Genomic DNA, 14,029 nt, shown 5'->3' on the forward strand with positions numbered 1-14,029 from the left:
TGTAACCATCAGCCGCTGGCCGGGGTTTTCCGGCAGGTGTTTGCAATACCCGCTCTCCGGTATACCGGCAGCTGCCAGGTTTATAGCACAATCCTTTACTTTTTAAATCCAATAATCCATGAACCTGAATATAAAAGCGCAGGAACAGAACACCTACGATGCGATCGTGATCGGCTCCGGTGTGAGTGGTGGCTGGGCTGCCAAAGAATTGACCGAAAAAGGTCTGAAAGTGTTAATGCTGGACCGTGGTAAGCCACTGGAACACGTGAAAGACTATGATACCGCTACCAAAGATCCGTGGGAATTTAAACACCGCGGCCGTATAACCGTAGAACAGCGGGAAACCCATCCCAAGCTGAGCCGCGACTATCCTTATAGTGAACACAACGAAAAATTCTGGATCAACGATTCAGAAAGTCCATACAACGAGGTAAAACGTTTTGACTGGTACCGCCCGGATATTGTGGGTGGTAAATCCATTATGTGGGGCCGTCAGTCGTACCGCCTGAGCGACATCGATTTTGAAGCCAACCTGAAAGATGGTATCGCCGTAGACTGGCCTATCCGTTATAAAGATATTGCTCCCTGGTACGATTATGTAGAGAAATTTGCAGGTATCAGCGGAACAAAGGAAGGCTTGCCACAATTACCTGACGGACAGTTTATGCCCGCCATGGAAATGAACTGTGTAGAGAAAGATGTAAAGAAAAGTGTGGAAACCGCCTTCAAGGGCCGTATCATCACCATGGGACGTGTAGCGAATATCACGCAGCCGCTTCCCGGCCGTGAGGCGTGCCAGTTCCGTAACCTGTGTAGCCGCGGTTGTCCTTTCGGCGCTTATTTCAGTACACAATCATCTACGCTGCCAGCAGCAGTAGCTACCGGCAACCTTACGCTCCGCCCTGACTCCATCGTAAATTCAATTATCTATGATGAGAAAGCAGGAAAAGCGACCGGCGTAAAAGTGATCGATAAGCACACCAAGGAAATGGTGGAATACTATGCTAAAATCATCTTTATCAATGGTTCTACGCTGGGCTCTACTTTTGTGATGATGAACTCCACATCTTCCCGCTTCCCTAACGGATTGGGTAATGACAGTGGCGTACTGGGCAAATACCTGATGGATCACCATTTCCGTACAGGGGCTTCCGGTACCGCAGATGGTTATGATGATAAATACTTCTTTGGCCGTCGCGCTAACGGGATCTATGTACCCCGTTATCGTAACATCGGCAAAGATAAACGTGATTATCTCCGTGGTTTCGGTTACCAGGGTGGCGCCAGCCGCCAGGGTTGGAGCCGTGGTATTGCAGAAATGGGCGTAGGTAAAGACTTCAAAGAAATGCTGACCGAACCAGGCAAATGGAGCATGGGATTAGGTGGCTTCGGTGAATGCTTACCTTATGAAGATAACAGGGTTACCCTCGATACATCTGTAAAAGATGCATGGGGACAACCAGTGCTGAAATTTGACGCTGAGTTTAAGGAGAATGAAAAGAAAATGCGTGTAGACATGATGAATGACGCAGCAGAAATGCTGGAAGCTGCCGGTATCAAGAACGTCAAAACTTATGACAACGGTTCTTATCCTGGTATGGCTATTCATGAAATGGGTACTGCACGTATGGGTCGCGATCCTAAAACATCCGTACTCAATGGTTACAACCAGATGCACGCCGTAAAGAATGTGTTCGTTACAGATGGTGCCGCCATGACTTCCACTGCATGTGTGAACCCATCCCTCACTTACATGGCCCTGACAGCACGTGCCGCTGATTATGCTGTGAAAGAACTGAAGAAAGGCAATATCTAATATTTGGGGATTTTGGAATTTGGAGATGTAGATATTTTGTTGAAATACTACATCTCTGAATTCCAAAATCTCTAAATCATAAAATGATTTTATGAATCTTAATATAAAAGCGGATAAGGAAAATAAATACGACGCAATCGTTGTAGGTTCCGGTATCAGCGGTGGATGGGCTGCAAAAGAGCTTTGTGAAAAGGGGCTGAAAACACTGGTATTGGAAAGAGGCCGTAACGTGGAGCACGTAAAGGACTATACCACTGCTATGATGGCGCCCTGGGAGTTCAAACACCACCTGAATACGACCAATGAGATGCGCGAAAATCATCCTATTCAGAGCCGCTGCTATGCTTTTGATGAAGCTACGCAACAGTTCTGGGTAAATGATAACGAGAATCCCTACAACGAAGTAAAACCTTTCAACTGGCTGCGTGGCTACCACGTAGGCGGACGTTCCCTCATGTGGGGACGGCAGGTGTATCGTTGGAGTGACCTGGATTTTGAAGCGAATGGAAAAGACGGGCATGGTGTAGACTGGCCTATCCGTTATAAAGATATTGCGCCCTGGTACGAATACGTGGAAAGATATATCGGTGTAAGCGGACAGGCAGAAGGTTTGCCGCAACTACCCGATGGTGTATTCCTTCCACCTATGGAAATGAACTGCCTGGAAAAACATGTGGCAGCGCGTATCAAAGAAAAGTACAACGACCGCATCATGACGATTGGTCGTGTAGCACACCTGACCAAAGGGTTGAAAGACCGCGGTCCTTGTCAGTACCGTAACCTTTGTGCACGTGGTTGTCCGTATACCGGCTACTTCAGCAGCAACGGTGTAACATTACCTGCAGCAGCTGCAACCGGCAACATGACCCTGCGCCCTGATTCCATTGTACTGGAAGTGCTGTATGACAAAGATAAAAGTAAAGCAACCGGTGTAAGGGTGATGGACTCCCATACTTTACAAACGGTAGAATATTATGCAGATGTCATTTTCCTGAACGGTTCCACCTTAGGCACCAGCTGGATCATGCTGAACTCTATATCTGACCGTTTCCCGAATGGTTTCGGTAATGATAGCGGACAGTTGGGTCATAACCTGATGGATCACCACTTTGGCGTAGGCGCCGGTGGCGAATTTGATGGCTTTGAAGACCAGTATTTCAACAGCGGTCGCCGGCCTAACGGCGTGTATATTCCGCGCTTCCGTAACACCAATAGCAAAACCATGCAAAAAGATTACGTGCGTGGATTTGGTTATCAGGGTGGCGCCGGAAGAGGCAGAGGCGCCAGCAGGGAAGGTATCGGCGTAGAGCTGAAAGAAGCTCAGACCATACCTGGAAAATGGGGTATGGGCGTTGGTTCATGGGGTGAGCATCTCCCTTACTTTGAAAATAAAGTAGCGATCAACAAAGACAAAAAAGATAAGTACGGCCTGCCTACACTCGACATCGACTGTGAGTTTAAAGAAAACGAACTGGCAATGCGCAAGGATATGCAGGAGAGTGCAAAAGAAATGCTGGAAGCAGCGGGTCTTAAAAATGTACACGGCTACGATAGCGCACCGCCTCCTGGACATTGTATCCATGAAATGGGTACCGCACGTATGGGTCGTGATCCTAAAACATCTGTGCTCAACGGTTTCAACCAGGTACATGCTGCAAAGAATGTATTTATTACCGATGGCTCATGTATGACTTCCTCCTCCTGTGTGAATCCTTCTATCACCTATATGGCACTCACCGCCAGAGCATGCGACCATGCGATCAGTGAACGCAAAAAAGGAAACATATAATTATTTACGGATTTTGGAATTTTGAAATTTAAGGGGAGATATAAGCGTAATTATCGCTTATATCTCCCCTTAAATTTTTAAATAACTAAATCTGAAAATTCCAAAACCCCTAAATTCGTAAATATTTAATTTACTGAACAATGAAAAAACTCATGCTAAGTGGCATGCTGGCGCTATCCTGTTTAATGGGGCAGGCAGTACATGCACAGGGCAAACACTCCTTTGCGTTAAGCAAAACAGCATTTTTGCTGGATGGTAAACCTTTCCAGATGATCAGTGGAGAGATGCATCCGGCGCGCATTCCACACGAATACTGGCGGCACCGCATTCAGATGGCGAAAGCGATGGGATGTAATACCATTGCTGCCTATGTGTTCTGGAATTACCAGGAGCCGGAAAAAGGACAGTTTGACTTTACCACCGGTAATCATAATATCGCAGCATTTATTAAGATAGCACAGGAAGAAGGTATGTGGGTGATATTGCGCCCTGGTCCTTATGTATGCGCGGAGTGGGAGTTTGGTGGTTTGCCGCCGTACCTGTTGCAAACGCCGGACATCAAAGTGCGGTGTATGGACCCACGGTATATGGAAGCTGTAACCAGGTATATAGAACACCTGGCGGCTGAAGTAAAACCTTTACTGGTAACTAACGGCGGACCAGTGATTATGACACAGATAGAAAATGAATACGGCAGTTATGGCAACGATAAAAACTACCTGTATGCATTAAAAGATTTGTGGTTAAAGAATGGTATCAATGTGCCTTTTTATACAGCGGATGGACCCACTGCTTATATGCTGGAAGCAGGCAGTGTGCCTGGAGCAGCAATAGGGCTGGATTCCGGTGGATCAGAAGCTGATTTTGCCGCCGCTGCCAAACAGAATCCTGATGTACCTTCTTTCAGCAGCGAGTCTTATCCGGGTTGGTTAACCCATTGGGGAGAGGAGTGGCAGCGCCCGGGTACAGCAGGTATTGTGAAAGAGGTGAAATTCCTGATGGATACCAAACGTTCTTTCAACCTGTATGTCATTCATGGTGGTACCAACTTCGGGTATAGTGCCGGCGCCAATTCCGGTGGCAAAGGATATCAGCCGGATGTAACCAGTTATGATTATGATGCACCGATCAATGAGCAGGGGAGTGCTACACCGAAATACGAGGCATTGCGCCAGTTACTGGCTTCCTATCTGCCCAAAGGTAAAAAACTGCCGCCTGTTCCTGCCGCGATCCCAGCCATCAGTTTTCCAGCAGTTACCTTAACACCGTTTACTTCCGTTTGGGATCATTTGCCGGAGGCGGTTCATTCCGTACAGCCGCAACCGTTTGAGTCCTATGGACAGGACTACGGTTTTATGGTGTATAAAACTTCGCTTATTGGTCATAAAAGTGGTAAGCTCACCATCAGGGATCTGCATGATTATGCCACGGTGTTTTTGAATGGAAAATATATAGGTAAGATAGATCGCCGGTTGGGAGAGAAATCTATTGACCTGCCTAAAAGCGACGTGCAAAACCCGGTATTGGAAATACTGGTAGAAGGAATGGGGCGCATCAATTTTGCAGAAGCCATGATAGATCGTAAAGGGATCACCGACCGTGTGATCCTGAATGGTATGACACTGATGAACTGGGAAGTATACGGCTTGCCGATGACAGAAAAATATGTATCGGCGTTAACCCCTTCTGCAGATCATGCCACTAAAGCAGGGCAGTTCTTTAAAGCTGCTTTTACCCTGGATAAAACCGGAGATACCTATATAGATATGTCTGCTTACAAAAAAGGTATTGTATGGGTGAATGGTCATAACCTGGGCCGTTACTGGGAAATAGGGCCGCAAAAACGGCTGTATTGCCCTGCTCCCTGGCTGAAGAAAGGGGTGAACGAAATTATTGTTTTCGACCTGCACCAGGATGTAGCAGCAGCGGTAAAAGGGGACCAGGATTTAGAGGATTAACCCGATTTCCCTGATGGTTGTTTTGTTGTTATATAAAAGCGAAGAAATCGTTTGGTACTATTCCAAACGATTTCTTCGCTTTTATATAACTATGTGATGGCCTTTAGGTGTACATATTCAGGTCCACTTATAATGTGTTCTTTTTACGCAAAGTAAATCTTTCTCACGGCCTTGATTTTACCGGTGAAAAATCTTAACTTAGAAATATTGGTTTTTCATTTCTTAACTTTCTAAAATCAGGCTTACCATGGGAAAAGTGCGAAACATCCTGGAGGCCAAGGGTCGTTCAGTTTACTCCATTCATCCGGATAACACGGTATTCGAAGCCCTGCAAATGCTCGTTGAGCGCAATGTTGGGGCGCTGACTGTAGTAGACAATAATGATAAATTCCTTGGAATCTTTTCGGAGCGGGATTATGCCCGCAGAGTAATTTTAAAGGGGCGTGCTTCTAAAGAAACCCTTATCCGTGAAATTATGACGGAGCGCCCGATTACGGTTACAGAAGAAGATTCAATTGAAGAATGTATGAAACGGATGACAGATAAGCGTATTCGTCACCTGCCGGTTGTAAATGAACAGAGCAGGCTGATAGGATTGATATCCATCGGTGATGTGGTGAAATTTATTATTGATGACCAGCGTTATATTATTACCAGCCTGGAATGTTATATCAGCGGCACACATACCTGATATTGACAATGATTTTTGTTTATTAAAAGGATTCGTTGTATATTCATTTACATATAGCCTATGCCGTTATGAGGGTTCTATTATTATGAAAATAGATTCATTCTTCCTGCCACAAAACGGTCGTTGATTCAAAGAAACAAATTTAAGGAGCAGAATAAACAGATGCAAAAGATTGGTAGTCACGAACTTTAAAGTAAATCGCTCGGGAGGGCGAACACCTTGCAAAGCGTTGCTGATACCACCCCTGTTTGGCCATTTCTTGCATATGGCGGCATCGTATTGATACTCGTTAGTATCATACTCGGACTCTCCTATGTGCTGGGGCAACGGCATAAAGAACGCGCTACCGGCGAAGCATATGAATCCGGTATTATATCCACCGGATCCGCCCGGCTCAGGTTCCCTTCCCAATTCTATCTCATCGCCATGCTGTTCGTTATCTTTGATATAGAAACAGTATTAATCATTTCATGGGCCATTGCCTACCAGGAAGTAGGCTGGGCTGGATTTCTGGGCGTTTCTATCTTCATCTTCATTTTACTGGCCGTACTCATTTACGAATGGCGTAATGGTGCACTGGACTTCGGCCCCGACGGAAATAAAATACTGCGCGCTTATAAAAAGCGACAGAAAAATACGACCGGTTACGGAAACGACTATACGAATATCACGACACAACAACCAGGCAGCTATGTAACACCAGAAAGTTGATTTTACATCTCACGATATCAATATCAACATAATTATGAAATGGTGGTTGACAAAAGCAGACGACGCTACGGGCAAAGTATCCGGCAATACCTCTATGGAAGAAGTGATCCAGCAAAGCGTGATGCTCACCAGCGTAGAACGCCTGCTGGGATGGGGACGACAGAACTCCCTGTGGCCCTTTCATTTCGGCCTGTCCTGCTGCTTCGTGGAAATGGCAACCGCTATGACGCCTAAATATGATATGGCCCGCTTTGGTGCAGAAGTGATCCGTGGTACACCACGTGAAGCGGATGTGATGATCATTGCCGGTACTGTATTTATTAAGATGGCCCCCGTTATTAAACGCTTATATGAACAGATGATGGAACCCCGCTGGGTTATATCCATGGGCTCCTGCGCCAACTCCGGCGGTATGTACGACATCTACAGTGTGGTACAGGGCGTAGATAAATTTTTACCGGTAGATGTATATGTACCCGGATGTCCTCCGCGCCCGGATGCATTCCTGCAGGGACTCATCCTGTTGCGCGACAGCGTAGGCAAAGAAAAAAGACCCCTCAGCTGGGTAATAGGGGAGCAGGGCGTGATCAAACCCGAAAAAATATCACAGAAAGACCTGATGCGGGATCACCGCCAACAAATGACACAGTTTAAAACACCTGATGAAATATAAATGTTACTAACAGCAACGGTTATATGAAAAGATAAAACGACCAGCGAAACAACTTATTTCCACAGTCTAAACTTAATACGCCATGCCAGAGCGCATTGCAGCGGAATTAAGCTCCCGTTTTGGTGAAGATACCTTCAAAATACAAGCCACACGGGATGAGACGCCCACCTTCTGGACGCCACAGGAGAAGATTGTGGCCGTACTACAATACCTTAAATCCGACATAAAACTACCTTATCGCATGCTCTATGACCTCACGGCCATTGACGAGCGTGCGTATAAAAAGGAGCAGAACGGTCACAAGCCCTATGATTTTACCCTTGTGTATACCCTCTTCTCCTTCGCCAGAAATGAATTCCTCCGTCTCAAAGTTGGCCTGCATGGCGAATACCCTTCCCTGGATACGATCACACACATATGGCCCGCTGCCAACTGGTACGAGCGGGAAGTATACGATATGTTCGGCATCAGGTTCAACGGCCACCCGTTACTGAAAAGGATTCTCATGCCTACCACCTGGGAAGGACATCCCCTGCGGAAGGAACATCCTGCACGCGCTACCGAAATGGGACCTTTTAAGCTCTTTGACGACAAGATGGACAGGGAGCAGAGCGCCATGCAGTTTGATCCCGAAGAATGGGGCTTAAAACGCCACAGCGAGGATGCGGATTATATGTTCCTGAATATCGGACCGCAACACCCCGGCACCCATGGGGTACTGCGTATCATCCTGCAACTGGACGGTGAAAATATTGTAGACGCAGTACCAGACATCGGCTTCCACCACCGCGGCGCCGAAAAAATGGGAGAGCGGCAATCATGGCATACCTACATTCCCTATACCGACCGCATTGACTATCTCGGCGGCGTAAACAACAACCTCGCCTACCTGCTCAGCGTGGAAACGCTGGGGGGCATTGACGTGCCCCTCCGGGCGCAGGTCATCCGCGTCATGCTTTGTGAATTATTCCGTATCGCCAGCCACCTGGTATGGTATGGCACTTTCGCGCAGGACCTCGGGCAACTGTCGCCGGTGTTTTACATGTTCACCGACAGGGAACGCGTGTTTGAAATTATTGAAGCCATCTGCGGTGGTCGTATGCATCCCAACTGGTTCCGCATAGGCGGTGTGGCACAGGACCTGCCCAACGGATGGGATAAGCTCGTGAAAGACTTTGTAGACTATTTCCCCCGGAAGCTGCGCGAATACGATAAGATGGTCATGAAGAACTATCTGTTCAAAGCACGCACCAAAGGGATTGGTATTTATACACTGGAGGAAGCAATCGAATGGGGTGTCACAGGGCCCGGACTCCGCGCCTGTGGCCTGGAGTGGGACATGCGCAAGAAACGCCCCTATAGCGGTTACGAAAATTTTGCTTTCGAGATCCCGGTCGCACACAATGGAGATTGTTACGACCGCGCGGTTGTAAGGGTGGAAGAAATGCGGCAAAGTCTACGCATCATCCAGCAATGCCTGGAGTTCATGCCTACCGGCGATTTCAAGTCACACCACCCGCTGGCAACCCCGCCTGTAAAGCAGCATACCATGCAGGATATAGAAACACTCATTCACCATTTCCTGAACGTGAGCTGGGGGCCCGTTATTCCCGCTGGGGAGGCCATGAGTTGCACAGAAGCCACCAAAGGATGGAATGGGTATCACCTGGTGAGTGACGGCAATACCACCGCGTATCGCACGCGGATACGCACACCGTCGTTTCCGCACATGCAGATGATCCCACTGATCAGCCATGGCTACACCGTGGCGGATCTCCTGGCCATCCTGGGCGGTATGGACTATGTATTGGCAGACATTGACAGATAATAAATACATATGCTATCAGCTATCGAAATAGAAAAGATCAGCCACGAGCTACAACAGGTGCCGGTAAAAAAGGCCGCCTGCATTGAGGCGCTGAAAATTGTACAGGAACAACGCCGGTGGGTATCCGACGAAAGTGTGGCAGACATTGCAACCTTCCTGGACATGAGTACAGCAGAAGTGGATAGTGTAGCAACGTTTTATAACCTGATCTTCCGCCGCCCCGTAGGCAGACACGTGATCCTGCTCTGTGATAGTATCAGCTGCTACGTGATGGGCTATACGAAGATCCTGGAACGGCTCACCGACATATTACAGATCAGGTACGGACAAACCACACCGGATGAGCGTTTCACTTTACTACCCAATGCCTGCCTGGGCACCTGCGATCATGCCCCGGCCCTTATGATTGACGACGATTTATACAGAGATATAAAAGAGGAGGAAGTGGAGACGATACTGAATAAATATTTATGAATTTTCGATTTTTCGATGTTGAAATTTTATTGCTAATCATTATCTGTTTCTGTAAAAATAAAAATAGTATAAAAATGATCTTCGCTGCATTTTAAATATCTAAATTAAAAAATCCGTAAATCAAAAAATATTCCATGGAACGTCCGCTCACACAACACATCCCGCTTTCCGGTGCTGCTCTGCATATCCGGGAGTATGAAGCCGTGGGCGGTTATACCGGTCTGCGGAAGGTGTTGCAGCAGATGGCGCCGGCAGAAGTAACTACGTTGGTGAAAGAGGCAAACCTGAGGGGGCGTGGTGGTGCAGGTTTCAGTACTGGTATGAAGTGGAGCTTTGTACCAATGGATACACCGGGTCCCAAATACCTGGTAGCGAACGCGGATGAAATGGAGCCGGGTACTTTCAAAGACAGGTGGCTGCTGGAAGGTAATCCACATCAGCTGTTGGAAGGGATGATCATTGCGGCGTACGCCATTCAGGCTACACAGGCTTTTGTATTCCTGCGCTGGGCGTACAAGGATGCTGCCCGCGAAATGCGGCAGGCGATTGCAGATGCCTATGCAGCGGGTTATCTCGGTAAAAATATTATGGGTAAAGATTTCTGCCTGGAGATGCAGTTGCATACCGGCGTAGGCAGATATATGTGTGGCGAAGAAACCGCCCTGCTCAATTCACTGGAAGGCAAAAGGGCGACTCCCCGCGCCAAACCACCGTTTCCGCAGGTGAGCGGCTTGTTCGGAAGACCCACTATTGTGAACAATGTAGAAACACTTTGCTGGATGCCTCACCTTGTTAATAACGGAGAGGCGTGGTTTAAATCCCTGAGTCATACCGGCGACGGGGGTACGAAAATATACGGCGTGAGTGGTAAAGTAAATAAACCCGGCGCCTGGGAACTGCCCATGGGTGTAACGATGCGTGAGTTGCTGGAAGAACATGCCGGTGGTATGAAGAATGGTTATCGTTTTCGTGGGGCCTTACCCGGTGGTGCTTCCACTGATTTTTTAACAGATGCCCACCTGGATGTAAAAATGGATTTCAACGGCGTAGCCGCCGCCGGTAGCCGGCTGGGAACCGGTACCATGGTGGTGATGGACGATCAGACCTGCCCGGTTGGCTTTGTACATAACCTGGAACATTTTTTTGCACAGGAGTCCTGCGGCTTCTGTACCCCTTGCCGGGAAGGGCTGCCGTGGACAGAGAAGCTGTTGCTGTCGCTCGAAAAAGGAACGGGTACATATGCCGACCTGGAGCTGCTGGAAATGCATACACAACTGCTGGGACCCGGCAATACTTTTTGTGCACTGGCTCCCGGCGCGATGGAGCCCTTGCAAAGTGCGTTAAAATATTTCAGGGACGATTTTGAACAACACATCAAAGAAAAAAAATGCCCTTATGCCCACCATTCACATTGACAATATAGCATATGAAGTAAAGGACGGCAAAAACCTCCTGGAGGCTTGCCTGTCGCTGGGCCTGGACCTGCCTTACTTTTGCTGGCATCCGGCACTGGGCTCCGTGGGCGCCTGCCGGCAGTGCGCGGTGAAAATGTTTAAGGATGAAGAAGATAAGAAAGGGAAACTGGTGATGGCCTGCATGGAACCCGTAAAAGACAATCTGCGTATATCCCTGAACGATAGTGACGCAAAATCTTTCCGGGAACATAACATTGGCTGGCTGATGACCAACCACCCGCACGACTGCGCCGTATGTGATGAAGGCGGCTCCTGCCATTTGCAGGATATGACAGTGATGACGGGTCACTCTTACCGCGACTATCATTTCACCAAACGTACTTACAACAATCAATACCTGGGGCCTTTCCTGAACCATGAAATGAACCGCTGCATCCAGTGTTATCGCTGCGTGCGCTTTTATAAAGATTTTGCAGGCGGAAAAGACCTGGATGTTTTTGCAGCACATAATCATGTGTATTTTGGCCGGCAGCAGGATGGTACACTGGAAAGTGAGTTCAGTGGAAACCTGGCGGAGATTTGTCCTACCGGTGTGTTCACCGACAAAACACTGAAACAACACTATACCCGTAAGTGGGATCTCACCTCCGCGGCTTCTGTTTGCCAGGGCTGCGGCCTGGGATGTAATATTATGGCCAGTGAAAGATATGGGACCATACGGCAAATTACCAACCGTTATAACGGTGCTGTTAACGGCTACTTCCTGTGCGACCGCGGCAGGTACGGATATGAATTTGTGAATAGTAAAGAGCGCATCAGGGAGCCGTTGCTGCGTCATTATCCCGGAGATAATACGAATGGCATGCCTATCCTGCAACAGCTGCGCAGCAGGATGAAACCGGGGAAAGTGATTGGTATCGGATCTCCCAGAGCTTCTGTAGAATCAAATTATATTTTGAAAGAGCTGGTTGGTGCAGATCATTTTTACCTGGGCCTCGCCGCTACAGATCATGACCTGGTGTCGCTGATGCTGAAAATATTACAGGAAGGGCCGGTACGTGCTGCATCTATGCAGGCTGCCGCCGCCGCAGATGCAGTGTTGATCCTCGGCGAAGATCTTACGAATACGGCGCCTATGCTGGCCCTGTCGGTACGGCAGGCAGTCCGTCGCGGCCCCGCTGCGGAAGCCATCAACAATATCCATATACCTTCCTGGCAGGATGCCGCCGTGCGCGAAGCTGTGCAGGAGGGCAAAGGACCTTTGTATATCCTGAATGTACAGGAAACCAAACTGGATGAACTGGCGAAAGGAGCTTATCATACTGCGCCGGATAATATTGCACGTATAGGCTTTGGCGTTAGTCACCTGTTGAGCGACCGTATGCCGGAAGTAACCGGTATGTCGGAGCAGGGAAAGGCGATCGCCGCAGAAATAGCGGCCGCTTTGAAAGGCGCCAAAAACCCATTGATAGTGGCCGGTTATGGCAGCGGCAGTGAAGCCGTGATCAAGGCTGCGGCCAATGTAGCCTGGGCTTTGCAGCAACAGGGTATTGATGCCATGCTGGCTTTTACGGTACCGGAATGCAATAGCATCGGGTTGGAAATGCTGGGAGGTCATCGCCTGGAATCGGCAGTGGATGAAGTGATGAACGAAGGCGCCGAAACAGTGATCATCCTGGAAAATGATCTTTACCGCCGGCTGGATCAACCTACAGCCAATCATTTTCTGGAGCATTGTAAAGATGTGGTGTTGCTGGATCATCTCTTTAACGCTACTGCAGAGAAAGCAAACATATTGCTGCCGGCCGGTACTTTTGCGGAATCGGATGGCACACTCGTAAATAATGAAGGCCGCGCGCAACGCTTCTTCCAGGTATTCACGCCTGCGGGCGCTGTACAGGAAAGTTGGCGCTGGCTGTTGCAACTGGCTGCCGCGACAGGGCACGAAGCATTGGGTCGCATGGAACACCTCGATGAGGTGACGAAGGCGATCTCCCGCAGCTATCCTGTATTTGCAGGCATTGAATCCTTATCGCCCACCGCCGATTTTCGTATAGCCGGTCAGAAAATACCCCGTGAACCACACCGCTATAGCGGTCGCACGGCCATGCTGGCAGATATAAATGTGAGTGAGCCCAAACCACCGGAAGATGGGGATACCGCCTTGTCCTTTACCATGGAAGGTTACCGTGGCGAACCACCGGCCTCCATGACGCCTTTCTACTGGTCGCCAGGCTGGAATTCGGTGCAGTCGGTAAACAAGTACCAGGTGGAAACAGGTGGGGAGCTGCATGGCGGCAATCCGGGTAAACGGTTGATAGAACCGGATGTAAACAAATCCGTACCCTTTTATACACAAGTGCCGGAGCCGTTCCTGCCATTACCGGGACATCTGTTGCTGGTACCCTTGTATCATATTTTTGGATCGGAAGAACTGAGCATACATACGGCAGGTGTTGCGGAACGCATGCCTGCACCATATATCATGTTACATAGTGAAGATGCGCAACGCTTCCAGGTTACAGCAGGGAACCTGTTGTATTTTATGGATAAGGGGCATCAATATGCGTTGCCGGTAATTATCAATGACACCCTACAAAAAGGAGCTGCGGGTATTCCCGTAGGGTTACCTGATATGCAGGTAGCGGAAGCGCCGCAACTGATAAAAATATAA

The 14,029-nt window shown here is 48.5% G+C and carries 10 protein-coding genes; all 10 read left to right on the forward strand.

The genetic code is table 11. The features are described from left to right. The first annotated feature begins 118 nt into the window (after positions 1-118). Positions 119-1,816, forward strand: coding sequence for a GMC family oxidoreductase (locus ABQ275_RS06350; RefSeq protein ID WP_349317435.1), 1,698 nt, complete (start codon positions 119-121; stop codon positions 1,814-1,816). A 91-nt stretch (positions 1,817-1,907) separates the two neighbouring features. Continuing rightward, positions 1,908-3,605, forward strand: coding sequence for a GMC family oxidoreductase (locus ABQ275_RS06355; RefSeq protein WP_349317436.1), 1,698 nt, complete (start codon positions 1,908-1,910; stop codon positions 3,603-3,605). A 140-nt stretch (positions 3,606-3,745) separates the two neighbouring features. Then, a complete protein-coding gene (locus ABQ275_RS06360) occupies positions 3,746-5,563 on the forward strand; it encodes a beta-galactosidase family protein (protein ID WP_349317437.1) in 1,818 nt (605 codons plus the stop codon). Between the two features lie 247 nt (positions 5,564-5,810). Then, positions 5,811-6,254, forward strand: coding sequence for a CBS domain-containing protein (locus ABQ275_RS06365; RefSeq protein ID WP_349317438.1), 444 nt, complete (start codon positions 5,811-5,813; stop codon positions 6,252-6,254). A gap of 219 nt (positions 6,255-6,473) precedes the next feature. After that, positions 6,474-6,965, forward strand: coding sequence for an NADH-quinone oxidoreductase subunit A (locus tag ABQ275_RS06370; RefSeq protein WP_349317439.1), 492 nt, complete (start codon positions 6,474-6,476; stop codon positions 6,963-6,965). A gap of 34 nt (positions 6,966-6,999) precedes the next feature. Beyond that, positions 7,000-7,638, forward strand: a complete 639-nt coding sequence (locus ABQ275_RS06375; protein WP_349317440.1) for an NADH-quinone oxidoreductase subunit B family protein — start codon at positions 7,000-7,002, stop codon at positions 7,636-7,638. 82 nt (positions 7,639-7,720) lie between these two features. Then, positions 7,721-9,466 (forward strand): NADH-quinone oxidoreductase subunit C/D, encoded by a 1,746-nt coding sequence (gene nuoC / locus ABQ275_RS06380; RefSeq protein ID WP_349317441.1) that lies wholly within the window; start codon positions 7,721-7,723, stop codon positions 9,464-9,466. 9 nt (positions 9,467-9,475) lie between these two features. After that, positions 9,476-9,940, forward strand: a complete 465-nt coding sequence (nuoE, locus tag ABQ275_RS06385; RefSeq protein WP_349317442.1) for an NADH-quinone oxidoreductase subunit NuoE — start codon at positions 9,476-9,478, stop codon at positions 9,938-9,940. A gap of 134 nt (positions 9,941-10,074) precedes the next feature. Continuing rightward, positions 10,075-11,355 carry an NADH-quinone oxidoreductase subunit NuoF gene (gene nuoF, locus ABQ275_RS06390; protein ID WP_349317443.1) on the forward strand — a complete coding sequence of 427 codons (1,281 nt, stop codon included), beginning with the start codon at positions 10,075-10,077 and terminating at the stop codon, positions 11,353-11,355. Then, positions 11,336-14,029: an NADH-quinone oxidoreductase subunit NuoG gene (gene nuoG / locus ABQ275_RS06395; RefSeq protein ID WP_349317444.1), complete on the forward strand. Its 2,694-nt coding sequence runs from the start codon at positions 11,336-11,338 to the stop codon at positions 14,027-14,029. Before nuoF ends, nuoG begins: the two co-directional genes overlap by 20 nt.

Origin of the sequence: Chitinophaga sp. MM2321 (assembly GCF_964033635.1) — a bacterium.
Taxonomy (GTDB): Bacteria; Bacteroidota; Bacteroidia; order Chitinophagales; family Chitinophagaceae; genus Chitinophaga.

Excerpts from the sequence above, each read along its gene's own strand:
- ABQ275_RS06350 (WP_349317435.1), top strand. The coding sequence starts at position 119 with ATGAACCTGAATATAAAAGCGCAGGAACAGAACACCTACGATGCGATC.
- ABQ275_RS06355 (WP_349317436.1), top strand. The coding sequence starts at position 1,908 with ATGAATCTTAATATAAAAGCGGATAAGGAAAATAAATACGACGCAATC.
- ABQ275_RS06360 (WP_349317437.1), top strand. The coding sequence starts at position 3,746 with ATGAAAAAACTCATGCTAAGTGGCATGCTGGCGCTATCCTGTTTAATG.
- ABQ275_RS06365 (WP_349317438.1), top strand. The coding sequence starts at position 5,811 with ATGGGAAAAGTGCGAAACATCCTGGAGGCCAAGGGTCGTTCAGTTTAC.
- ABQ275_RS06375 (WP_349317440.1), top strand. The coding sequence starts at position 7,000 with ATGAAATGGTGGTTGACAAAAGCAGACGACGCTACGGGCAAAGTATCC.
- nuoC (WP_349317441.1), top strand. The coding sequence starts at position 7,721 with ATGCCAGAGCGCATTGCAGCGGAATTAAGCTCCCGTTTTGGTGAAGAT.
- nuoE (WP_349317442.1), top strand. The coding sequence starts at position 9,476 with ATGCTATCAGCTATCGAAATAGAAAAGATCAGCCACGAGCTACAACAG.
- nuoF (WP_349317443.1), top strand. The coding sequence starts at position 10,075 with ATGGAACGTCCGCTCACACAACACATCCCGCTTTCCGGTGCTGCTCTG.
- nuoG (WP_349317444.1), top strand. The coding sequence starts at position 11,336 with ATGCCCACCATTCACATTGACAATATAGCATATGAAGTAAAGGACGGC.